The sequence below is a fragment of the uncultured Veillonella sp. genome, from assembly GCF_937981445.1.
Classification (GTDB): domain Bacteria; phylum Bacillota; class Negativicutes; order Veillonellales; family Veillonellaceae; genus Veillonella_A.
Genome location: NZ_CALJON010000056.1, coordinates 18,301 through 43,397, shown reverse-complemented (window position 1 = coordinate 43,397; position 25,097 = coordinate 18,301). Strand labels below are relative to the sequence as shown.

The following is a 25,097-nucleotide window of genomic DNA, read 5'->3' as shown; positions in this document are numbered from 1 at the left end:
CTACGACCGATCGGTTAACAGCCGATTGCTCTACCGACTGAGCTATCGAGGAATGGTACAAGAGATATTTTATACTAAATCAAGAACTAATGCAAGTACTTTTTTCACAAATTTGTAAAATTTTATATATTTTCATATGTAACCTAACGCTAAGGCTCGTTTTAGACAAAGAAAAGCGGCTAGTTATTACTTCTCTAGCCGCTTTAGCGCTTAGTATACTTCTCCCCTTTTATTACTTATAAAGTGATTCTTTTACGTTCTGTGTAACTCACCAATCTTAGACAGTTATACTTAGCGTTTACATCATATCTGATTTATTAAATCTGATTTATTAAAAATCTTGTTTCTTAAAGGTATTAGCCATTAAAACCACGTAATTGGCTAGCTGCTACTAGGCGTTTTAATGCTACCATGTAAGCTGCTAAACGAGGATATACTTTGTATTCTTGTTGCATAGCCCAAACTTCTTCAAAGCTCATTTTCATGTTCTTTTCAAGGCGTTCGTTTACTTCGTCTTCAGACCAGTATAAGCCTTCTTTATTTTGTACCCATTCATAGTAAGAAGTAACTACACCGCCGCCATTAGCTAAAACGTCTGGTACGATGTCTACGCCTTTTTCAAAGAAGTAAAGGTCTGCTTCATTAGTTGTAGGACCATTAGCACCTTCTAAGATAGTTTTAGCGCGCACTTCTTTCATATTAGAACCATTAATTTGGTTTTCTAATGCTGCTAAGTACAATACATCTACATCAAGTAATAATAAATCTTTATTGTCAATGCGAGTCATACCTGGTTCTTCATAGCCTTCTAAGGAACGACCATGTGCATTGGAGTATTTGTAAGCACTTTCTACATCAATGCCTTTTTCATTGTAAATAGAGCCATGAATATCGCCAATAGCAACAATTTTAGCCCCTTCACGATGCATCAATAAAGCGCCTACGCTACCTACGTTACCAAAGCCTTGAACAGCAATTGTAACATCAGACATTTTTTTGCCTTTCTTTTCTAAGTAGCTCTTCAATGTGAACATACAGCCACGGCCCGTTGCTTCATTACGGCCAAGAGAGCCACCAACTTCTAACGGTTTGCCAGTAACAACGCCTGGGGACCATACGCCTTTTAATGTAGAGAATTCATCAACAATCCAAGCCATAATTTGCGGATTTGTATTAACATCTGGAGCTGGTACGTCTGTGTCTACGCCAATAATTGGAGCAATTTTACGAACGAATCCACGAGTCAAGCGTTCTAATTCACGTTTGCTTAATTTCTTAGGATCCACTTTAATACCGCCTTTACCACCACCATATGGTAAATGAGCGATGGAGTTTTTAATTGTCATCCAAGCGGCTAATGCACGAACTTCGTTTTCATCAGCATCAGGATGGAAACGGATACCACCTTTAGCAGCACCCATAATTGTACTATGTTGAGTACGATAACCACTAAATACTTCCACATGACCATCATCCATATGTACAGGAATTGCTACTGTCAATTCACGTTCTGGATGACGAATGACTTCATAATCGTTGCGAGTAAGACCTAATTTTTGAGCTGCTTCGTCTAACGTATTAAGCATGTTTTCATAAGGATTGTACTTTGCCATATTTTATCTCCTCACATAAATAAATATAAAGTACCCACTTCACCTACTTCTTAGGCGAAGTAAATAAAAGACTTTATTAATCTCTAATTCAACTATAACACATGAACCCTACAAATCCTATCATTATTTTATTTTTAAGATTTATGCTATGACTTAAAATCATAAACTCAAAAAAGCCCATTGTTAACAAACTCTTCTATATAATTATCAATTTAGTAGAGTATTTTTCTTTTTATATGACTATTCCATATAGACATTTCCCCTCCATTTTGCACAATCTATAGAATCTAAGCCACCGCTAAATACTACACACATACTACACACACTGCACACTCTACACACAGCCTACCTACAGACTACAGCAAGGTACAAAAAAGAGCATGCCTCAAGGCATGCCCTTCTCATCAATTATAAATTAATATCAAGCTCTACTGGACAATGGTCGCTCCCCATAATTTGTGGGTGAATTTTAGCATCTACAATTTGATCATCTAAGGATTTTGACGTAATAAAATAATCAATTCTCCATCCCACGTTTCTATCGCGAGCCTTACCCATATAAGACCACCAGCTATACGCATCAGTCGTATCAGGATAAAGGTGACGGAATGTATCGGTAAACCCAGCTCCCAATAATTCAGTCATTTTGGCTCGTTCTTCATCAGTAAAACCTGCATTTTTTCGGTTTGTTTTTGGATTTTTCAAATCAATTTCTTCATGAGCTACATTAAGATCACCACATAAGATAACTGGTTTCTTTTTATTTAATTCCAATAAAAAGTCTCTAAAAGCATCTTCCCAAGTCATGCGATAAGCAAGGCGTGCTAACTCACGTTGGCTATTAGGGGTGTAGCAAGTAACTAAGTAGAAATTCTCAAACTCAGCAGTAATAACACGGCCCTCTTGATCATGCTCTTCAATGCCAATACCATTAGTCACTGAAAGCGGTTTTACACGCGTAAAAATAGCAGTCCCACTATAGCCTTTTTTTACAGCACTATTCCAATATTGTTCATAACCTGGTAACTCCAATTGAATTTGCTCTGGTTGAAGCTTCGTTTCTTGCAAACAGAACATATCTGCATCAAGCGCTTCAAAGCTATCCATAAAGCCCTTTGTTACAGCCGCCCGAAGGCCATTTACATTCCAAGATATTAATTTCATGCATACTCCTTTATTACTACTATTCTTTCTATTCTTTCTATTCTTATTATTCTTATTATTATGCTTACTATTTTTTCTGTTCTATAGCACAGCTCTAATCACACACTATATATTACTTATTTTTTTCCTGCCCTGCCGGCTCCACTTCACTAGTGGTCTTTGCCTCTTTAGCAGCTTCCTCAGCTAGCGACTCAGCTTCTTTGCGCTTAATGTACGCATCAAGTTTAGCCTGTCTTTGTTTTCTAGTCAACTCCATAATACCTGCAAACACAAGTAGTACAGCGGCAATAATATTCACTGTAGTAAAACCATGAGAATATATATGATACACGATGTACGCTAAGGCAATAATCGTCAAAACACGTTGAATCCCTTGCATGAATGCGCCTCCTCATAAATCGCCCTAAGGCCTATGTATAGTTTATTATTTGGCATACGGTGTAATAGCCAATTCGCCATGTACAAGTTCTGCCATGTATACTTCTGAAATAGTATACCCTTGTGCTGCCACCTTGTCTTCTAACCAAGCACGATCTTTATCTACTAAAGATAGAACATTTTCATCGGCCAAGCCATCTGCAATTAAAGGATAATGAACGGTATCTTCCCCATATTTAACCACAGTTAATTGACCATTCTGTTCAAGCACAGCTCGTTTCACTTCCCCTACACGGGCTATGCCGGCAGCTCTCAATTTTAAATGCAAATCACCAGCATTTACGCCATGTTTCATGCACTCTTCCACTTGAATCACCCCATAATCTACAACGATCACAGGATTACCATCTACTAGTTTCTTAACAAAACGGCTGTAGTTAGTCAAAAAGCGGAGCCCCATAACAACGATTGTCCAGCCAATCAATACTAAGAGAAATTGTAACACACCGATGGCCTCAGTGTAGATGACGCCACCGATAATACCACCTAGCACATAGTTTTGTACCTGGTCAACCGCTGAGTTAGGCGCTAAATTGCCTTTCCCCATCAAATTGATTTGAAAGACTAAGCATATAATGCCCAAGATAAGTTTAATCATAATTAAAGTATAACCAGTTATTATCATCTCGCCTTACTCCTCTGAAAAATCAATGACACGTATCTTGTCATTCACCATATGCACCTGTAACAGTGAATAAGCTTCAAAGTTTTTAGTAAAGCGCACTTCATAAAACCGATTATTAGCATTGACAATAATATTATCGCTCAGTTGTAGTGAGTTGACACGCAATTCTTCCTTTGGCGTACCAAGGCGTTCTGACGCACTCGTAAGAAAGGAAGCCATGCGAGTTAGTCCTTCTGAATTTCGCAAGGACGAGTCATATTCATTCCAACGCAAACCGAGAAAAAATAGAATTACCAAAGTCAATAAAATTGTCAAATCTCGGTACTTACTATTTAATCTATGGCGAAGGAATTGAACACTAGCACCTAACAAGGCGAGTAATAATAGAAATGAAAAACCATATTGTACTACTGCATTAAACTGACCTTGGTGCACAATATACTCATATGTGTAAAAATCCAAAATACTTCACTCCAACTACATTAATGCTTCATCATATACAGCACGAGGACCACCAATATACTTAGGGCGAATGCGCGCCGCTGTTAAATGTGCTTCCCCAATCGATTTAATGCTAAGGCGCACAGGTACTACTACTGGTTTCAAATGCATACCAATAAAGGTATCCCCAATATCAAGACCCGCTTCGGCCTCTACATGTTCCACTGCTACAGGTTCTTTGAAAGTAGCCCAAGCCGCCATGGACGTAGCGCCACCCGCATGAAGTTGCGGTACTACATTGCCAATAGGCCAATTATGTGCTTTGGCTACCGCCTTTTCAATAATAATAGCACGGTTTAAATGTTCACAACATTGTACCCCCAAGTTAATGCCCGCAGGCACAAGAACTTCCTGAAGCGCTGCCACAATAGTTTTGCCCATATCTTCGGCAGAATCAGTGCCTATTTTAGAACCTCTAATTTCGCTGGTCGAACATCCTACAACTAATAAATCACCAGCTTCTAAGCGGGCTACTTGTAATAATTCAGATACCGCTGTATGTACCGCTTCTTTTAATTCTGTTTGACTAATAACTTCTTTTGCCATAGTAAGGCCTCCTCGAGGAATAAAAATAGTTACTTTATATGAATAGATTTATTCATCATCTTCATCATCTAATAAATAATCCTTTGCCATCCACCGCTTAGTAGTAGTAAATGTAATGGTAAGCCATTTTTCATCAGATCGTCCACCAATTTCATTATCTATTTCATTGCGGATTTTGTCCATATCTTCTACTCGCTGTGCTTCATAATTCTTAGGCAATAAAATATCAATTTCAATGAATTTACTGTTCCCATAGACCTGCACACTACTTACATAATCTTTAAAACGATAACGAGCCATAAAATCATCCATAATACGCTGAATTCGCTCGTGCAGCTCCGTTGGTGCCACCCCAAGAACCTGCTTAGTGGCCGGTACTAAAATCTTAATAGCACTTGGCATCATCTGCACGGATAAAGCAATCAATACTAAGGAATCCACATAGCGTGCATAGGCGGCCCAATCCGTTTGTTCCAATGCCCACGCAAAGGAGAAACTGATTAAAATCCCGGCAGCTAACACAGCATCAATGGACCAACTAATATTATCAAATTTTACTAGATTCGATTTTAATCGCTTATTAATATGACGCACATAGAAATAATAGGACGAGTCAACTATGGTGAAAAAAGCCGCATATGCCACAATAGGGCCGGATTCTACGGAGTGGCCCTGTCCTAAAATATCAATAATCCCCGTCATAAACGCATATAACACAAACAGTAAGGTGAAAAAGCCTTCCACCATTAATACAAGAGGCTCAAATTGCCAATACCCAAACTGAAATCGCTTGCTTGTTTCCCTCAAAATAAGCTTGGATGTCATAATCATCATAATTTTAATGATAACGGCCATAAAGGACACGATACCATCTAGCAATACTGCTGAGGATCCGGTAACAACCCCCATGACCGTCCCACTGACAGCGACTAGAAACATAAGCCACGCAGATTGCCAAAGCAGTCGTTGTTCCACATCTTTTGTACTGAGCACAAAAATGCTCCTTTCTATTTAAATTCACAATTAACATTAATTATCCTTATTACTATTATACATAAATTCTCACTGTCCTACACAATAAATATTGCATTTCCAGCACTACGATACAAAGAATTAACACGCCTCCTTATAAAATATCAGCACGTCCCTACAGTTACATGTTAATTGCTACTTTGATGGATACACCCCTTAATAAAAAATATTTATATGAATAAAAGAGTACAGAAAAGGGGCCTCCAGGAAATGAATTCATTCCCTTTATAGCCCCTTTATATCATCCCATACACGAATGCCTTTACTCTTTTACTCTTTTTGTATATTGTAGATAATCAAAGTTTTCAAACTCATGATGGCAAAAGACCACCGCAAAACTTTAATCAATATTACTCTGCTGGTACGATGGTACCATGATAGGTATCTTCAATAAATTTCTTTACCCCTTCTGAATGGAATAGCTCTGCTACGCGCTTATAAGTCGGATTATCTTTGTCCGCCTCACGTGCTGCTAATACCATGACAGCAAGCGGTTCATCTTTAGGCTCTAAGAACACACCTTGCTTCGTTACATCAAGGCCTGCACTCATTACATAGTTCATTGGAATCGCTGCCAATGTAACATCATCAAGACTACGTGGTAATTGAGCTGCTTCTAATTCCTTAATCACTAAGTTCTTTGGATTACTAATTACGTCATTTACCGTTGCTTTATAGCCTACGCCATCACGTAATTGAATCAAGCCAGCTTTAGCTAATAAAGCTAAGCCACGGCCACCATTAGTTGGATCATTAGGAACTGCTACCACTGCACCATCAGGAATGTCTTTAACATCTTTAATGGAATTACTATAAAGTCCCATTCGCATTAGAATGGTTTTTCCTACAGGAACTAAATTAGAATTATTTTGCTTGTTAAAATTGTCTAAAAACGGCTTATGCTGATAGCTATTAAGATCTAAATCGCCATCTGCCAAGGCCTTATCTGGTGTAATATAGTCGGAAAATTCCACAACTTTTACATTAATACCTTCTTTGGCCGCTTCCTTAGCCACTGCCTCTACCACTTCTGCATGTGGTCCCGCAGTAGCACCAATCTTAATCTCCTTAGACGCTGTAGTGCCGCCTGAATTGCTTGACCCACAGCCTGCAATTCCTAATGCTAATACAGCTGCTAACAAAGGTAATACTAATCGTTTTAGTTTCATATACATACCTCTTCTCTCTTAATAACCCCCTGGGGCTCTCAAAACCCACTATGTATATCCTAACATATAAATGAATCTTAGAAAAGAGGCGCCTAAGAAGTAGCTTGCCCGTTTTTGCCCATCTCATTTTCGTCTGCTCTATACTCTTCATGAACAACCGGGCGTTTATATATCCCCGTTACATAATATGCCACTGTAAGAATGGCAATAAAAGACCAACCAATGATGAGCGACATGCGCGTCTCTTCATTCCACCACATGCCAATGGTAACAAGGACTAAAAAGAGTAAGCAAAAATAATTAGAATAAGGGTACCAAGGCGATTTAAACGGATGGGCTGCTATAATTTCTTTTCCCCAACGCGCTCTAAATTTCCTTTGCGCACCAGCTAACACAAACCAAGATACCATGGCTGGAAACACACTGGCACTATAAATATATAAAAATAACTGCGAATGAGGCATCAAATAATTCAACAGCACCCCAAAACCAAGGCTGGCCATGGACACATAAATGCCATTGCGCGGTACACCTGATTTTGATAGTTTGCCAAACATTTTAGGGGCCTGCCCATTTTGAGCTAAAGTATATAACATGCGCCCACAACTATAAATACCACTATTACAGCCTGATAATGCTGCTGTTAGAACTACAAAATTAATTAACCCTGCCGCACTAGCAATGCCTACGCGGGAAAAAGTTTGTACAAAGGGACTGCCTACAAAGCTAAGCTCATTCCACGGATAAATACAGAGAATAACAAAAATCGCCCCTACATAGAAAATCAATATGCGCCATACAATGCTCTTAACTGCTTTGACTAACGTGTGCCGCGGATTTTGCGCTTCCCCCGCCGTAATACCTACCAATTCTACGCCTTGAAAGGCAGCCGCTACCACACACATCGCTGCCAACATACCACTCATGCCATGAGGAAAAAAACCCCCATGAGCCCACAAATTAGAAAAGCCAATGGCCACACCGCCATTGCCAAAGCCAAACAGAATCAGTCCGGCCCCCACCACAAGCATAAACACAATGGTGGACACCTTTATAAGGGCAAACCAAAATTCAAATTCACCATAATATTTAACTGATGCTAAATTGGCTGCCACAATAATGGCCATTCCTACTAAGGCAGATATCCAATGAGGTAGTTCCGGAATCCAATAACTCATGTAAATGCCGACCGCCGTAACCTCAGCCATGCCCACGGTAATCCACATGAACCAATAGCACCATGCCGTTATAAAGCCAATATAAGGAGAAATATAACGGTATCCATACGCCGTAAAAGAACCTAGGTTCTAAATACAGCATTTCCCCCATAATACGCATAATAATAAACATTACTACCCCAGTTAGGGCATAGCATAATAGCACCGAAGGGCCCGCTGTTTGAATCGTACTAGCTGACCCCATAAATAAACCAACCCCAATAGTCCCGCCTAGGGCAATCATCTCCACATGACGGGGCTTCAAATGACGTCCTAATTGTTCTGACTCCATAAAAACTTCTCCTCAAAATTGTTACTACTTTTTTACTACTTTTTTACTACTTTTTACTACAAATACTACATATAATACAGATAATGCAAATAATGCATGTATCCCAAATGCTTCATCTATTGAAGGTGCACACTCTGCATGTACCGCCCTATGTATTGACGCTTAATAAATTATTGAAACATAACAAATGCTGCCTAGATTCTCTTATTTTATGACAAATCTAAGCTACCTACGAAACAAGTTCGTAGGTAGCTAGTATTTTCTATTAGATTAGTAAATCAAATTGCCTATACCAAAGGTCCTATTTTAGTACTACAGGGAACCCATTATCGATGAGCTTTTGCTGCAAATTCTGCACATGTTTTTCGCCCATGGTTTCAATTTCTAGTGCCACATGAACATAGCCCACTTCAATATCTCGTTGGCTTCGGTCATGCCATATACTTAGAATATTAGCATTTGTATCAGAAATCAATCCTGTTAACCGCGATAGAACATGAGGTCGATCCTGTACCACTACATCAATATAAACACGGCGCCATGATTGAACAAGACCATTATTGATAATCCGGTCAATCATATTTACATCAATATTACCACCGCTCACTAAGGCTACCACTTTTTTACCGGCTAAACCAGCAATCTTATCATTAATCATGGCCGCCACTGGACAAGCGCCAGCCCCTTCCACAGCAGTCTTCACGCGTTCTAGTAAAAATAATATAGATTCCGCAATTTCAGATTCTGTAACCGTCACCACTTCATCTACATATTCTTGTACTAAATTAAAAGTTAGCGTTCCTGGTGTTCCTACGGCAATCCCATCAGCCAAGCTCTTATTGGCGGGTACAGTCACTAAATGACCTTCTGCCATAGAAGCTTGCATAGATGGCATATTGGCAGTTTGCACCCCAATAATGCGAATGGATGGACGAATTGCTTTTGCTGCGGCTGCAACACCAGCAATTAAACCGCCCCCACCTACAGGTACAATGATGACATCCGCATCAGGCACTTCATCTAAAATTTCAAGGCCAATCGTCCCCTGTCCAGCAATGACCACTGGATCATCAAAAGGATGACAGAAGGTATACCCTTTTTCCCTTTGTAAACGGCAGGCCTCTTCATAGGCATCTGCATAAAAATCGCCAGCTAATACTACATCAGCACCATAACTTAAGGTTGCTTCTACTTTTGACAATGGTGCATTGGACGGCATACATATAGTCGCTTTGCAGCCATATTCCTTCGCCGCTAACGCCACGCCTTGTGCATGATTTCCCGCCGAAGACGCTACAATGCCAAGAGCTCGTTCCTCATCAGTAAGCGATGCCACCTTATTATAAGCACCTCGCAATTTAAACGAGCCAGTGCGTTGAAAATTTTCCATTTTCAAATACACTTCACAACCACAGCGTTGACTAATCGATGTAGACTGCATAATCGCGGTTCGTTGCGCTACCCCTTTTAATCGTTCCTTCGCTGCTTCAATCATGTCCAATGTAACCATAGCTTGTGCCATTTTAAACCTCCTGATCAAAAAAGACTTCTAAAGGCTCTCTCTCTGGCATATAACGATATTTATACTGCGGATACCCCACCATAATCGCGCCTGCGACTTTGTATCCGTCTGGAAGTTGTAATGTTTCAAGTAAAGGCTCATATCCTGCTTCTGCACAGAATTCAACGAACCCAGACCAGCAGGTTCCTAGTCCTAAAGTAGGAGCAAATAACTCTGCATAGGTTAAAGCAAAATGTCCATTATCATGACCACTTTCAGTGTCAGTCGCCTTGCTCAAAGCTAGTACTAAAGTAGGTGCTTTGTGCAAAATAAAATCGCGACCTGTTTCATTATAGCGGTCTGCATTACGTGCATAAAGACGCATCCGTCCATTGACTTTGCCCATCTTATGCATCCATTCCATAACGGCCTGACTAATGGCCACCAAGGTTTCTTTATCTTGAATTACACGATAAGACACTCCTTGACGATTCGATCCAGTTGGTGCCATACGCGCTACATTTAATAGGCGCATAATATCTTCTTTAGGCACTTGTTTGTCTTTAAAAATTCGAATCGACCGACGATACCGCATAAATTGCTCCGCTGCTTCTGGTGTTAAAACTTTATAATCACCTACTGCAGTTTGCGAAGCTCTTGGTGTTACATCATAGTCAATGGCTTCAGTTGGACAAATGGCTACGCAATGACCACATTTAATACAGCTACCACGGCCTGCTTCAGGACCTTCTGGGGTCATCACTAATAAGCCTGTTGGGCACTCCGCCACACACATATTACATCGTACACAGACTTCTGTACGCACTGAAAAGTTCATCTTACAACCTCCCAATAAATAGTTCGCTACTGATTATACGCTAATTTTTTGATTTTGTATATTCATTACAAGCTTCATTAGGGGCTCTTTGGGCTAGGCTCAATAAAATCCTAATGTATAATCTAGTAGGCTTTATGTTACTACAATTTAGCTTATATAAAAATTAACTTTTTTCCTTAGACCATTAATTTTTACCCTTTAGTTTAACATAATTTAAAAGACAATTCATTAGTACCAATACCAACTATACAAAATCCCCCTAATGTCCAAGAATATACTATGGACAGGGACTTTATTTCACGTTATCATTTTAACTGAAATACGCCATAGTCTGTGATAAACTGAAATACGTCATTGTCTGTGATAAACTAAAATACGCCATAGTCTGTGATAAACTAAAATATGTCATTGTCTATAATAAAGTGAAATACATCATGACTGTAATACATCGTATTTTTCTCAGGAGGTCTTATATGGATATCTTGACTGTTTCTAATCTTTCATTTCAAAACAAAATTACATATCCTCCTATAACAGTCCCCGAGGGCTCTATAACCTTTGTGCAAGGTCCTAGTGGCTGTGGCAAAACAACTCTATTTCACCTCTTAAACAATACACTTAGCCCCTCCAGCGGAGATATTAAATTTCGTGGCGAATCTATTTTTAATATAAATCCTTTGAAACTGCGGCATCAAATTTTGCAAGTTAGCCAACAAGCCTTCCTTTTTAATGGAACGATTAAAGATAATTTTGAAACATTTTATACCTACCGCGGCATTCCTGTGCCTGACAAAAATGTAATGGATTTCTATTTGGCTCTAGCGATTGCGCCATTTGAAGTAGAAAAAGAAATCACCTATTTATCCGGTGGCGAGCGGCAGCGCGTTTTCAATGCCATTATGCTATCCTTTGATGCAAGTATCTATTTATGGGATGAACCAAGTTCTGCCTTGGATGCCAAAACTGCCGTAGCTTTTTTCACGAATCTTAGAAATTATATGAAACGCTATAATAAAACATCTCTTGTCATTTCCCATGACGAAAGCTTGTATCCTGTATTTAGCGATCATACGATTACCTTACAGGCACCTCCCGGTACTAAGGAAAATGCTCGCCCTATTACAAAAGATACGGCAATTGTAGACTTGGACACCAATCCAGCTACTAATCTCCCAAGTACTGCAGCAACTAATCGACCTACTAACCATCATTCTAAATAAGGAGGCCTAGTCATGACTGAATCTATTTCCATGGAGCTAACTGGCTTCTTCTCCACCTATGTACTCTTACTCATTGTAGGCGCTGTATTTAAATACTGTGGCGTCAATCAAACGAAATATTTAATCTTTGGTTCCATTCAAATGAGTGTACAGCTCATTATTGCGGGCTATGTATTACTCTATATTTTCCAATCGCCCTCGCCTATCTTTACATTAGTATATCTAACCCTAATGATTGGTTTCGCTATTTATCGTACATTAAATAAAAGTCCCTGGCTAAATCGTCGTTTTCAATGGATTGTTGGCATCGCCGTATTTTTAACTTGTACCTTAATTAGTGCCTTTATGCTACTAGCAGTGATTCGAAAAGATGCATTAGTCCCCCAATACGTAATCCCTATTACTGGCATGTTAGTAAGTGCTACTATGAATGGGGCAACGCTAGCCTTAAAATCATTTAAAGAAGCCTTGGACAGCAATCGCCATCAAATTGAAGTCTTGTTAAATATTGGCGCTCACCCACAGAAAATTCTCCATCCTTTTATTAATCAATCCTTAGAAACTGCATTCCTACCAACTATGAACTCCATGGTGGGCATGGGCATTACAGCACTTCCAGGCATGATGACAGGACAAATCTTAGCCGGCGCCCTCCCTAATGAAGCCGTTCTCTATCAAAGCACCATTATGATTGCCAATTGCAGCTGCGTGTGCTTGGCATCCTTTGGACTTCTCTACTTTGGAAGTCGAACCCTTTATAATAAACGAAAACAAATTAATCCATAACTAGCCGTTTGCTATGAAAAGATGTAAGGATAGTAACTAAAACCACCTATCTACTAGAGCTCAGTCTGCTTTGCAGAAATTCGCTCTTTATAGATAGGTGGTTTTATTTTACCTCAGCTTGCAGTAGATAGTTTATCTTCCTAGCCCTTAGCTTTGATTTTACAATCACTTATGTATCTTATCATCGGCTAATGTATGGGTTAAGGGGGAAGGAAAAAACATATTCATGAGAAAGCTTCGTTTTTGTATCATTTGTAGCAGATTATTTAATCCTATTTTATATATAATATAAATAGCTCGTCTTAGGTAGCTTATATTAGTTAACTTATATTAAATAGCTCATCAATTCATGTGTTCTATTGTGTTAATAGAAGTTTTTATTCATCTCGCGTTTCCCCAGAACAGTACTGAAGCAGTTTATGACGGTCTAAGATGGTAATTGTTTTACGTGCTGTATCAATGATACCTTCTGTTCTTAATCGACCAATGTGTCGAGTTAAATTTACACGGCTCATGCCTAGGATTTCAGCTAATTCCTCTTGGGTTAAAACAATTTTATTGTCAAATGCATCTACCGAATCAACATACTCAGAGCACGGATTATACGTATACATTTGTCCCTTAGTATATTCCTGCTCTTTATGCATAAGCCAAAGTATATTACACAATTTTACAAAGCCCGAATTATATTCTTGGTGCGCCGTTTCGTATATAAGTAAATTTACATAACGAGCATACCAAGACAGCAAAGCATGATTGATTTCAGGATGAGCTTCTAATATCTTTTTAAAATCACTGCGCGTAAACTGCCAAATTGTCATAGGTGTAAAAGCTTCTGTAACTAAAGATTTCTCAATTTTAAAATCCAGTTCATGAAAAACAGGGAAAATCGTATTGTGTCCATGATATGACAAAATTTTTCTTCGCCCTGACTCATGCACTAAATACGTCCGTGCCAAGCCAGATTCAAGAAAATTTACATAATGAAATGTCTCGTCAGGAGACCATATAAACTGCCCAGGCTTAATATGTTGAACCCGAGGATTTTGGTTTTGAAAAAAATCTTTCCATACAGCAAAATCTTCCACAAATAAATATCTTGGTATTAACATGCGCCTACTCCCTATACAACGATACCCTAGAGGATAACCACAATCCTGCTACTATATATTCAAATACGATGTTACTAGTATTGTACAAATTCAATTCATATATTTCACTACGATTATAGCATACAAAGGAGGCTTTCTTATGAACAACACATTACAACTACTATATCCTCAATGGCAAGGCGGCGCGAATCCACACTACCAAATAGGTGCCCAAGTACTCTCTGCGCTTTTACCTATCTCACCTACTACGGAAAAGGTAACTGTGCCCGTATTGGCAGAAGCTGAGACAAATGCTAACCATGACATGCAAAACGACAAGTCCATATATGGTAAGAATGTATTATTAAAACAACAAATGGCTGCACAGTCGATATTAGACGTGAAACAGCCTGATAAAATTATTACCCTAGGCGGCGATTGCTCCATTTCACAAGTCCCCTTCGATTATCTTCATGGCCGCTATCCACAAGATACAGCCATACTTTGGCTCGATGCACATCCTGATATTATGACACCTAACGAATTCGATCACGAACATGCTATGGTGCTCGGTAATCTGTTAGGTTATGGCGCCCCAGACTTTGCTAAAACCGTTACACATCGTTTTACCCCATCCCAAATTCTTTATGTAGGCCTAGTAGAAAGCGGCCTATCTGCGTACGAAAAAAAGTTTATTCATGAGCATAATCTCACCTATTTAACCCCACAAGATATTCATACAAGTACGGCCATCACCAACTGGCTAAAAGAACATAAAATTAAGCAATTCATGGTCCACCTAGACCTCGATGTCTTATCTCCAATAGACTTTAGTAGTCTTCTCTGCAACAAACCACACCAAGGGCCGGTAGAGTATGCGGTAGGAGAAATGAAACTGGCTCAAGTAGTAAACTTACTACAGGCAGCTAATCAAGAAGCTGACTTAGTAGGCCTTTCCATCGCTGAATACTTGCCTTGGGATATTATTAACTTAAGAGAACAATTAGGCTCATTATCCATTTTTAAATAAAAACTGTATAGATTCAAGTTAGCTTGCCATATAAATGCAAATAAGCTAATTATTTCTATCTATATGTTAGAATCTATCTCTATATTGTAGATAGCAAAAGCCCCTATTAAATCCATGCAACACGAATCTAATAGGGGCTTATTTTATTATGCTTCTACTATTTTGTTCTGTCGTAACGCTGTATTATGCTTCACCATGAACAGGTTCTTGTTTATTGCTTACTGGACGATCTATAGTTGTTTCGTCATTGAAGGCCTCTTTATCAAAAGTGCCCATAAGCTTATCTACAACAATAGCATTTGTCATAGAACCACTTACATTAAGCATAGTACGGCCCATATCAATAATTGGGTCGATAGCAAGTACTGGGGAAATCATACCATAGAACGCGCCAAGGCCTGTACCAGATAAGGATACAGAAGCAGCCATAGTAGCGGTACCAGGAATACCCGCAATACCTAAAGAGCCAAGAGCAATTACGATTACGCTCATAATATACATAGTTAAATCAAGCTCTACACCAGCAACACGAGCGATGTAAACGATACATAAAGCTGGGAAAATACCAGCACAACCCTGCATGCCAGCTGTAGTACCAAAGCTACCTACTGTATTAGCAGTCGCTGCATTAACACCCAAACGTTTTGTTAAAGTATCAACAGTAAGTGGCAATACACCCATACTGGAGCGAGATGTAAAGGCTAAGAACAATGGCGCTCTCGCTTTACGGAAATACATAATTGGATTTACACCGAAAATCATGAGTAATACGGCTTGTACAATAAGCATAATCACTACGCCTACATAAATAAGTACTACAAAGAGACCCATATCAGCGATAGCTTGGAACCCTTTAGTAGCAATCGTACTAGCTAATAAAGCAAGTACGCCATAAGGCATAAGGCCAATTACAAAATCAGCAACCCAAGAACTAATCAAATGTAATTCGTTAAAGAATTTTGTAACTAATTCAAGATTGCTAGTACCTGTTTGTTTAATCAAACGAGCAATACCGCCAATAATTACACCAAATACAACAACTGCAATAACACTTGTGTTAGCCATAGCTGCTACTGGATTCTTAGGAATTAATGCGCGGATTGTATCCACTACAGGCGTTACATCTTTCATTTTAGCAGGCGTACCGCTACTTAAGGACATGCCTTCACCTAAATGAGCCACAGTCCCTAATGTAAGACCTACCACCGCAGCGATAGCCACCATAATAAGTGCTACAGCAGCTGTAGACGTAACTAATTTCTTAAGGTCTGCACTGCGATTCATGTTTAAAATAACATGAATAATGGAAATGAACACCAATGGAATTACAAGCATCAAGATTAAGTCAATAAAGCCACCACCGATAAGGGAGAACCATTTTGTACTTTCTTTGATGAACACAACTTTTGTTGGATCTGTTGGGAATCCTGCAATAAATTGTACAAAGAAACCAAGTACGGCACCAAGAATAGTACCAATGATTACTAGATTACCAAAGGCAACCTTTTGACGTTGCAAATAGTACATGAAGCCTAATAAAGCTACAAATACTGCAATGATTAGTACTGATGTTACATTACTAATCATCAAAAACTGTTGAAAAAATGGAATATCCAATTCCGTTCCTCCTAACTATTCTATTGTGAATGTGACTGGACTATTATAACACAAGTTAATTTAAATTCCTACTAATTTAGTATAAAATGAATTAAAAATATCTAAAGCTCTCTATACATATTTATGATAACAAAATTTTTAATAAAAAAACTGTAGCCCCTAATACCTTAAAGACTACAGTTTTCATTTTATTTAATTCAATTAAATTAGTAACTAATCAAAATATATTAGTCTACTAAAATAAAGGTTACATTAATCGGACCATGTACACCAACTACGCGTACAAGTTCAATATCGGCTGTATTGGATGGGCCGGAGATATGAACTACATTGGAAGGGAACCCTGTTGGGTTTTCCTTATATACTTCAGTTAATTTAGCCATTGTTTGCGTCATACGAGGCATAATTGTGTTCGTATTGATAACTGCAATATGACAAAGTGGTAATAAACCAATGGAACGACCACTTTCTTCATTACTTGGCTGGATTACTGTAGCTGTTTCAGCAATGCCGGCGATTGGGAATGTAATACCAATTTCAGCGACTTTAGCTTCATTAATATTTGCTTCACGACCATTAGCACCAACCCATTTAAAGAAGGTAGCTTCACTAGGGTCTACTTTGCTAAAGGCTTCTTCCAATTTATAATCTTCAGCTACTTGAGAGGAAGGGTAAATAACTTTACCGCCCCCACGTTCTTTAATTTCATTTAATAATGTTTCTACCACATGTGCTTTGTCAGTAGTAATGTATTTAGTCCCAACTTTTTCACATTCGGCTTTAAACATATCAACTACTTGTTCATGCGAAAGTTCAGAGTACATATCTGCTTGAGGACCTTGTTCATAAGGAAAAGGTACTACATAAGAAGGAATCTCTTTACGACCTAACGCATGAGAAATACGGCTAAAAAATGCTTTACGTTTTGCTTCATCCATTGTTATGTCTCTCCTTACTTACGCTTTTTACTAGCTTCATATTCAGCATATACATCACGGAACTTTTTAAGTTTCAATGTATTCATGTCTTTGGCTTTTACCCAACCACCAACAACTGGAAGTAGTTTAGTCCAATCAGCCATTTGACCATTTTTACTCATCAATTTCATACCAATAGCACCAAGCTTAGTACCATAGTCGAATAAGAAAGAGTTACTGAATACAGTAGCCACCGTATTGAAAATTGCTTTTTCAGCAGCAGGACGTAAATTAGCTTTATCAGCAATATTTACGCGATGCTTACGAAGTAATTCATGGAGTGGAATTTTAACTGGACAATGTTCCCAACATTCACCGCAAAGTGTGGATGCATATGGTAAATCACCGGCTTTTTCATAACCCACGAGCAATGGAGTCAATACGGCACCCATTGGACCTGGATAAATAGAGCCATACGCATGACCTGTAATATGACGATATACAGGACAAATATTCATACATGCACCGCAGCGGATACAACGAAGCATAGAGTTAAATTCGCCACCTAGAATATTGGAGCGACCATTGTCGATAATAATAATGTGAAGTTCTTCTGGACCGTCAGCTTCACCAGGTTTTGCTGGACCTGTAATGACGGAGAAGTAGTTGGAAATCTTAGCACCTACAGAGGAGCGAATCAACATTTCCATCATAACGTCAAGACCTGCAAAATCAGGTACTAAGCGTTCCATACCCATTAAACAAATCATTGTCTTAGGCATAGAACTACTCATACGGCCATTACCTTCATTGGATACGATAGTAATGGAACCAGTTTCAGCAACGGCGAAGTTACAGCCAGTGAAACCAATATCAGCGCGAAGGAAGCGATCACGAATACGCTTACGTACGAAACGAGTCATTTCTTCAGGATCTTCTGTGCCTTCATAGCCTAATTTTTCATGGAATGTATCGCGAATGCGGTCACGAGAGAAATGAAGTGCTGGTACTACGATATGAGATGGTGGGTTCCAATCAGCTGTTTGAAGGATAAATTCAGCAAGGTCAGTTTCATTAACTTCTACACCTGCATCCATCAAGTATTCGTTGAGGCTGATTTCTTCAGACACCATGGTCTTACCTTTTACGACCATCTTAGCGTTCTTTTCACGTACTACATCCATTACATAACCATTTGCTTCTTCAGCGTCTTTTGCAAAATGCACAATAGCACCAGCTTTAGTCGCATTTTCAGCAAATTGGTTCAAATAGTAATCTAAATTGCTAAGCACATGATCGCGAAGATCTGCGGCTTCATTGCGGAACTCTTCCCATTCTGGTACTTGGTCTACAAGAGTTTTACGCTTTTCATAGAATACATCCTGCGCTTTTTGAATGGCCTTTACCTTAAAGTCATTGGCAAGAACATCCTTAACGCGTTCTTTAAACGGGCGTTGATCATATAAAATAGCCATTTTTAGTTCCTCCTAACGACTAGCGACAATTCAACAATTCAGCAATGTGCATTACGCGAATGTGACGATCGATTTCGCCATCTTTATATAGACGATCAAGCATACCTTCAATATTCATCAAGCAAGCTTGGTCACTACCTGCCACAATATTAGCGCCAGATTCATAAATAGTCATTGCTTTTTCGCGGGTCATAACTGCGGAGATTTCAGGCTCTTTTACGGTAAATGTACCACCAAAACCACAGCAACGTTCAGCACGGTGCATTGGTAAATATTCTAAGCCTTTAATGTTTTCTAACAATTTCATAGGTTGCTCTTTAACACCCATCAAACGTGTTACGTGGCAAGATTTATGATATGTTACTTTATCATTAAATACAGCACCTACATCAGTAACACCCAATACATCTACGATAAATTCAGTGAATTCATAGATTTTTTCACTCAATTTAGCGGCCCGATCGAGCCATTCTGGTTCATCTTTTAATACATGGGTATACTCTTCGCGAATCGCAAACGCGCAGGAGCCAGATAAACTTACAATGTAATCAGCATCTTCAAATACTTCAATAGTATTTTTCATCGCTGCTTTTGCTGATTGATCATAGCCAGAGTTCATGAACATCTGCCCACAGCATACTTGCTTCTTAGGCACCGTTATGTCACAGCCCAAGCGTTCCAATACTTGTACGCCGGCCATTCCCACATGGGGATAAAACATGTCAATCAAACATTGTGAAAATAAATGAATTTTCATTTCCTCACATCCTCATCTTTTCTACGTACTTACAACGGTTGATTATCCACACTTGCGCAAAATCTATTATAAATCGATTCCTTCGATCCATAGACATATTTTTTCAAATTTGCACGGAAATCACTACTAATATTATATAGAATATAAAAAATATTGTCCAAAGAATTGCGATATTGGCAATCAGGTTACATCATATGCAAAAAAGTAATGACTGTCATTAATATAAGTAAAAGCGATAATTATTATCATACTTTCTTAATAGATATTTACTATACATATAATAGAAAAGCCCTTAAAAATTGCCCTTTGTCCCTTATCTTCGTCTTTTAAGTGAGTTCACTTCATGATATAATCAAACTAGTTAAAATAGGATAGTTTTTACAATAAAACTATCTGCCAAGTGACCTATTTCTAAATAATTTACAAAAAATTAATGACTTATATGATTTTATCATAGTTGAAAGAAATAGGAGTTTATTTATATCGCATAATTATTAATTTTCCATGAAATGTGCTACATCATATAGCACGAAAGGAGATTGTATGTCATCACGTTCACTACGTTTAGCTATTTTAGGAGCTACACTGTTTACAACTTCACTTTATGTAAATCACGCCGCCGCTGACACTACGGACGCCGTAGCACAGAATGTAAGCGCGGTGAGCTCATTAGTCAATACTGATGGGTCCCGTCAAGTTATTACTAAAACACCAACCATGGCTGATCAAGAAGCAGCTCAAATTGCTAAAGCACGCAATGCCCAAAGTATTGCTGATGCCAAAGCCGCTGTGGAGGCTGAAAAAGCAATTACCTTTGACGATGTAAAAGATCATTGGGCTAAACCATATATTAATGATTTTGTAAAATCAGGTATTTTATCTGGCAATGGCCAAGGCGACTTCAAACCTAATGCGGATCTTTCTGTAGAAGATGCTAAAGCCTTGTACAACAAATTAATCGAAGCAACTAAAGAAGATATTGCAAACACAGTAGCCAATAAATACAAAGCAAATAAAAAGAAAACTACTAAAGTAAAAGAGCCTGAAGCTGTAACTGGTGAAACATTACTTCACCCATTTGCTTCTGAAAATAAAATCACTCGCCAAGAATTTGCTCAAACAGCTGCTACCTACGCGCAATACAAACGCGATTTAGAGGAAGTCGCTACTGGCGTTGTAGATAAAAAAGACAAAAGTGAAAAAGAGCAAGCTAAGGAATTAGAAGCAGGCCAACACTTTGCTGATGCCGCTGATATTAGCAGTGAATACCAAGAATCCATTGGATTCTTAGCTCACAAAGGCTTCATTTCATCTGGTGAAACAGTTGAGTTTAGACCGACTGAATTCATTACTCGTGCGGAAGCGGTTACCATGCTCTACCGCATTAAACACAATGAAGCTGCACCAGCAGTCAAAGTAGCCACTCCTGAAGAAGCGGTTACAACCGTAACAACAAAGGATAAAACAACTAAATCTGAAGATAAAGAATCTACAGTTGAAGATAAAAAGACAGCTGAAAAACAAGCTGCCACAGATAGCACAACAACTACTAGCAAAACAAATCAGGACCAAGCTGTCGCTGTTTCAGAAAACACTAAAGAAAGAGACACTGCTAACCAAACTAAAGGTGCTAGCCAAAAGGTAGATGCCGCTAAAGTGTCTCTAGAAAATCGCATGTTCAAAAAATTAAACAGCCTTTACAAAACTCCGGCTAATTTCCAAAACTATGGTGTTATGTACTGGCAAGATAATCAACTTCATGTGGCTTTAAAAGATGCTGATGATCTAGAAACAATAGAAAGCAAATTGGCCGATGATAAATCTGTTGACAAAACTACAGGCAAAACATTAGCTCAATCAGTTGTGTTAGAATCTACTCAATATAGCCAAGCTGAGTACGATCGTATCGAAGCTAATTTCCGCAAATATTATGCACAAAAACAACCAGCAGGCCAGGTTTTAAGTGCCTATCCATCGGTAACACATAATCAATTGATTGTTACAGTTAACAAAAGCTTTGAATACATGAGTGATTCTTTAAAAAATGCCTTTGGCAACAAAGTACATGTCTTTGTATTAGAAAGCTAATAAGGAGTGCGCCATACTAATGAAACGATCAAACCTATATCCTCGGGAGTATCGCTATATAGGCTTCCTCGGTATATGGCTTTTAATCTCTTATCTTTTATTTACGTGGAATTTCCCCATGACTGATACGGTAGAGTCCAACTATGCCTTAACAGCCCTTACCATGATTGAGCATAACAATTATATATCCCCTATGATTTACGATGTATATTGGTATGACAAACCCATCTGGACTTATTGGATGTTAATTGCATCGTTTAAACTCTTTGGTGTATCAGATTTTGCAGCCCGTTTGCCCTTTGCCATCTGCGCCATGTTAAATGGCCTTGCTATGTATATTGGCGTACGCACCCTCTTTAAGCGGGTGCGTCTCGCTTTATGGAGTGCCATTATTTTAGGTACCTCTTTAGAGTTTTGGTATATTAGCCACGCCGTACTAACTGATGGTTTCCTATTTTTATTCACTCAAGGCATTTTCTTTTCTGCCTACCAAGGCTTGCGACGTCAAGCCAAGAAGCCTTTTATTCTCGCCTATATTTGTGCCGGCTTAGCAGTCCTCACCAAAGGCCCCATAGGTCTGATTTTACCAGGGCTCATTCTTTTGGTGTATATTACGCTCTTTGAGCGGCAAAAGAAACAATATGCCTTGCTCTTTAACCCTTTAGGTATTCTTGCTTTTGGCGTAGTAGCCCTGCCGTGGTACGGACTCATGTATAGCCTTCATGGCATGAATTTTATCGAAGAGTTCTTAGGCCTCCACAATTATGTGCGCGCCACCATACCGGAACATCCAGAACAAAATTGGTGGTGGCTCTACTTTGCCTTAGCCCCTGTGTCCCTATTTCCTTGGACGGGCCTTACCATCTATGAATGTATTCAACGCTATACACAAAGTAAACATGCTAAAGAAGATCCTAACCGTACCATTGAACCCCTCCATTGGTGGCCTTATGCACTCACTTGGGCATTAGGTGTATTTGTATTTTACAATTTAATGGCCACTAAGTATTTGACCTATACCTTCCTTTGCCTCATCCCCTTAGCGGTGTGCACGGCTCAAGGCGGTATGCGCCTATGGTTAAATCATAAACATACGTTTAAATTAGGAGCCGCCCTCTTAATGGTGCCGCTCTTAGCCATTACCATACCAGGGCTTATTATCTTAGTGTATCAACTACTTACATTAAATAATTCGGCACCAGAAGCCCAACTCATCCCTAACAGCGTGAGTGCCTTATTGGTCATTTTAGTGGCTGTAAGCTTACTCGTATTGCCTCTAATCGTCGCAATACGCCGCCAATCTATGCGCAGCGTATTTGCTGGTACGGCCATAAGTATAAGCTTATTTTATATAGTCCTACTCAATCTGCTGCCACCTTTAGTCAATCAAGCATCAACTAAAGAGCTGGCTCGCATCTTACCTATCGAAGCCAACACAAAGGTATATTATTATCGGGACTATCGCACCTCTTTAGTCTATTATAGTGGCCATGAAGTAACACAAATTATCTCCCCCGAAGAAGAAAACAATCTTTGGAGTGAAGGGAAAAATGTTATGCCCACCACTACAGTAAACGGTGCCATAGCAAGTACCGCTACAGAAACAGATTTCATTATACTCGTGCCGCACAAGTATAACTCTAACTTTACCACTACACCACTAGCTCATAACACCTATGAGTGGGGGCGTTTGGGAAATATTATTATTTATATGTCTAAATCCATGTAGTTACCATAAACCTATATAGTTACTAACTCATACAGTTACTATAAACCCGTGTAGTTACAATAAACCCATGTAGTTACCATATTTAAAGGAGTATTTTCATGTTTTCACCAACAAATCACTTCAAAAAAATAATCGCCCTTGCTTTAGTCCTAGGTGTATCACAAGGTCTCGCCTATGGCGCTTCACCTATTGATGCCGACGAAACGGACGAATCCGCCCAAGCTGTAACCATAACTAAAGCAAAGGACAAAACAACCTTAAGTCCTTTATTAACCAATTATTATACAAATGTAAATACTACCCAGGCTATAGATAAAGCCCATCGTACTACTGCGGAAGAGGGGACCGAATCCACCTTGGCAAAAAATCAAAAAATTTTTACAGCCAATACAAAAGGACTCAATAAAGGCAATACATCTATGTTTGAAGAAGCACGAAAATACACCTTTTCCGATGTTCCTAGCGATTTCTGGGCCGCTACCTCTATTGCAGTGATGACCAATCAGCAACTCATTTCAGGCTATAGTGATGGCACATTCAAACCAGATAAACCAATCTCTCGTGAAGAAGTGGCTGCTTTATTTAGCAATTTAATTTCAGATCAAAATCCTGTTATGCTATCAAGTAGCTTTAAAGATATTACCTCAGATCGTTGGTCGGCTAATGCCATTGAGCGCGTAGCCCGCCTTAATATTATTAGTGGCTATGGCGATAAAACCTATCGTCCAGAAAAATTTATGTCTCGCCAAGAATTTGCTGTAGTGGCAGACAATTACATTCACTACTTAGGCTATGAATCTGATAATTATAGCAATGAACAAGATATTCACTTTAGTGATCAAAAATTCGTTGCCCCTTGGGCTCAAGATGCCGTAAAAGAATTGGCTCGCCTAGGATTTTTAAATTATCAGCCACACAATCTCTTTAATCCTGAAAAATATATTACCCGTGCAGAGGCTACCGAAATTACCTATCGCATTACCAATAGCAAGGATGCCATAAATCTAAGAGAAACTATTTTGCACCAACAAATACAAAATAAAACCCTGAGCCTTATTGAACGCACTTTTGGTAAAAACTATGTATTTAGACTTCATGGAGCCCTATTCTGGCAAGATAACAAGCTTATTGCAGCCTTCCAAAATAGCAGCGATGCCAAAGCCTTTGGCGCTGCCTTAGCATTTTCTAAAGACAAAGACTTAGTTCAAAACCTAGAAGTTCGCAACGGTAGCTTAAACGAAGTAGAACTCAACAAACTTCAAATCGATGCGGCCTATGCTTACAACCAAGAAGAACGGGCCGGCTCCATTCTAGCTGTAACTCCTAATAAAAACGTCAACGGATTATTAATCACTGTTGACCAATTAGGCGATGTGAGCCAGAAAAACTTGAATAAACAATTGGGAAATAAGGTAGTGTTTATGTTGCCTGAAAGTAAATAAAATACTCAA

Annotated in this window: 23 protein-coding genes; 6 read left to right on the top strand and 17 right to left on the bottom strand. The window is 38.9% G+C overall.

The annotated features are described in order from the left end of the window. Positions 1-356 precede the first annotated feature (356 nt). From Q0376_RS08890 to Q0376_RS08840, 12 genes are all read right to left on the bottom strand, one after another. The gene (locus tag Q0376_RS08890; protein ID WP_298706659.1) at positions 357-1,613 is read right to left on the bottom strand and encodes a Glu/Leu/Phe/Val dehydrogenase; all 1,257 of its coding nucleotides are present in this window, start codon (positions 1,611-1,613) and stop codon (positions 357-359) included. Positions 1,614-2,021: 408 nt separating this feature from the next. Beyond that, positions 2,022-2,777 carry an exodeoxyribonuclease III gene (locus tag Q0376_RS08885; protein ID WP_298706657.1) on the bottom strand — a complete coding sequence of 252 codons (756 nt, stop codon included), beginning with the start codon at positions 2,775-2,777 and terminating at the stop codon, positions 2,022-2,024. A 112-nt stretch (positions 2,778-2,889) separates the two neighbouring features. After that, the gene (locus tag Q0376_RS08880) at positions 2,890-3,156 is read right to left on the bottom strand and encodes a hypothetical protein (RefSeq protein WP_298706655.1); all 267 of its coding nucleotides are present in this window, start codon (positions 3,154-3,156) and stop codon (positions 2,890-2,892) included. Between the two features lie 45 nt (positions 3,157-3,201). Then, positions 3,202-3,840 (bottom strand): DUF421 domain-containing protein, encoded by a 639-nt coding sequence (locus Q0376_RS08875; RefSeq protein WP_298706652.1) that lies wholly within the window; start codon positions 3,838-3,840, stop codon positions 3,202-3,204. A 6-nt stretch (positions 3,841-3,846) separates the two neighbouring features. Continuing rightward, a complete protein-coding gene (locus Q0376_RS08870; protein ID WP_298706650.1) occupies positions 3,847-4,302 on the bottom strand; it encodes a DUF3290 family protein in 456 nt (151 codons plus the stop codon). Positions 4,303-4,317: 15 nt separating this feature from the next. Beyond that, on the bottom strand, positions 4,318-4,887 hold the full coding sequence (locus tag Q0376_RS08865) for a TIGR01440 family protein (protein ID WP_298706647.1): 570 nt from the start codon (positions 4,885-4,887) through the stop codon (positions 4,318-4,320). 48 nt (positions 4,888-4,935) lie between these two features. Then, positions 4,936-5,886, bottom strand: a complete 951-nt coding sequence (locus Q0376_RS08860; RefSeq protein WP_298706661.1) for a cation diffusion facilitator family transporter — start codon at positions 5,884-5,886, stop codon at positions 4,936-4,938. Between the two features lie 383 nt (positions 5,887-6,269). After that, on the bottom strand, positions 6,270-7,088 hold the full coding sequence (locus tag Q0376_RS08855) for a MetQ/NlpA family ABC transporter substrate-binding protein (protein WP_298706645.1): 819 nt from the start codon (positions 7,086-7,088) through the stop codon (positions 6,270-6,272). Between the two features lie 92 nt (positions 7,089-7,180). After that, positions 7,181-8,338, bottom strand: coding sequence for an amino acid permease (locus Q0376_RS08850; RefSeq protein ID WP_363303090.1), 1,158 nt, complete (start codon positions 8,336-8,338; stop codon positions 7,181-7,183). Next, the gene (locus tag Q0376_RS09335) at positions 8,289-8,597 is read right to left on the bottom strand and encodes a hypothetical protein (protein WP_363303086.1); all 309 of its coding nucleotides are present in this window, start codon (positions 8,595-8,597) and stop codon (positions 8,289-8,291) included. The genes Q0376_RS08850 and Q0376_RS09335 overlap by 50 nt, the downstream gene beginning before the upstream one ends. Before the next feature lie 301 nt (positions 8,598-8,898). Next, positions 8,899-10,119: a threonine ammonia-lyase gene (gene ilvA, locus Q0376_RS08845; protein WP_298706643.1), complete on the bottom strand. Its 1,221-nt coding sequence runs from the start codon at positions 10,117-10,119 to the stop codon at positions 8,899-8,901. A 1-nt stretch (position 10,120) separates the two neighbouring features. Continuing rightward, on the bottom strand, positions 10,121-10,936 hold the full coding sequence (locus Q0376_RS08840; protein ID WP_298706642.1) for a nitroreductase family protein: 816 nt from the start codon (positions 10,934-10,936) through the stop codon (positions 10,121-10,123). 473 nt (positions 10,937-11,409) lie between these two features. Between Q0376_RS08840 and Q0376_RS08835 the strand changes: the two genes are divergently transcribed. Further along, on the top strand, positions 11,410-12,156 hold the full coding sequence (locus tag Q0376_RS08835; RefSeq protein WP_298706639.1) for an ABC transporter ATP-binding protein: 747 nt from the start codon (positions 11,410-11,412) through the stop codon (positions 12,154-12,156). 12 nt (positions 12,157-12,168) lie between these two features. Continuing rightward, positions 12,169-12,942, top strand: a complete 774-nt coding sequence (locus Q0376_RS08830; protein WP_298706637.1) for an ABC transporter permease — start codon at positions 12,169-12,171, stop codon at positions 12,940-12,942. A gap of 377 nt (positions 12,943-13,319) precedes the next feature. On the opposite strand, the gene Q0376_RS08825 is transcribed toward Q0376_RS08830, so the two are convergent. Further along, on the bottom strand, positions 13,320-14,054 hold the full coding sequence (locus Q0376_RS08825) for a Crp/Fnr family transcriptional regulator (protein ID WP_298706634.1): 735 nt from the start codon (positions 14,052-14,054) through the stop codon (positions 13,320-13,322). A 139-nt stretch (positions 14,055-14,193) separates the two neighbouring features. Here Q0376_RS08825 and Q0376_RS08820 point away from each other — a divergent pair, with 139 nt between their 5' ends. Next, a complete protein-coding gene (locus Q0376_RS08820) occupies positions 14,194-15,063 on the top strand; it encodes an arginase family protein (protein WP_298706631.1) in 870 nt (289 codons plus the stop codon). 183 nt (positions 15,064-15,246) lie between these two features. Here the strand turns inward: Q0376_RS08820 and Q0376_RS08815 are convergent, their stop codons facing one another. The 4 genes from Q0376_RS08815 to Q0376_RS08800 form a co-directional block, all read right to left on the bottom strand. Further along, a complete protein-coding gene (locus tag Q0376_RS08815) occupies positions 15,247-16,680 on the bottom strand; it encodes a cation:dicarboxylate symporter family transporter (protein WP_298706629.1) in 1,434 nt (477 codons plus the stop codon). Between the two features lie 227 nt (positions 16,681-16,907). Further along, complete coding sequence (locus tag Q0376_RS08810; RefSeq protein WP_298706627.1) at positions 16,908-17,618, bottom strand: lactate utilization protein C; 711 nt, start codon at positions 17,616-17,618, stop codon at positions 16,908-16,910. Positions 17,619-17,632: 14 nt separating this feature from the next. Further along, positions 17,633-19,072: a LutB/LldF family L-lactate oxidation iron-sulfur protein gene (locus tag Q0376_RS08805; protein ID WP_298706625.1), complete on the bottom strand. Its 1,440-nt coding sequence runs from the start codon at positions 19,070-19,072 to the stop codon at positions 17,633-17,635. Between the two features lie 19 nt (positions 19,073-19,091). Then, positions 19,092-19,829, bottom strand: coding sequence for a (Fe-S)-binding protein (locus Q0376_RS08800; protein ID WP_298706623.1), 738 nt, complete (start codon positions 19,827-19,829; stop codon positions 19,092-19,094). A 543-nt stretch (positions 19,830-20,372) separates the two neighbouring features. On the opposite strand from Q0376_RS08800, the gene Q0376_RS08795 reads away from it, so the two are divergent. The 3 genes from Q0376_RS08795 to Q0376_RS08785 all read left to right on the top strand — a co-directional run bounded on the left by Q0376_RS08795 (position 20,373) and on the right by Q0376_RS08785 (position 25,088). Next, entirely contained in the window at positions 20,373-21,917 is a 1,545-nt protein-coding gene (locus Q0376_RS08795; RefSeq protein WP_298706621.1) for an S-layer homology domain-containing protein, read from the top strand. Positions 21,918-21,936: 19 nt separating this feature from the next. Continuing rightward, positions 21,937-23,646 (top strand): glycosyltransferase family 39 protein, encoded by a 1,710-nt coding sequence (locus tag Q0376_RS08790; RefSeq protein WP_298706619.1) that lies wholly within the window; start codon positions 21,937-21,939, stop codon positions 23,644-23,646. Between the two features lie 98 nt (positions 23,647-23,744). Further along, a complete protein-coding gene (locus tag Q0376_RS08785) occupies positions 23,745-25,088 on the top strand; it encodes an S-layer homology domain-containing protein (protein WP_298706617.1) in 1,344 nt (447 codons plus the stop codon). Positions 25,089-25,097: the final 9 nt, after the last annotated feature.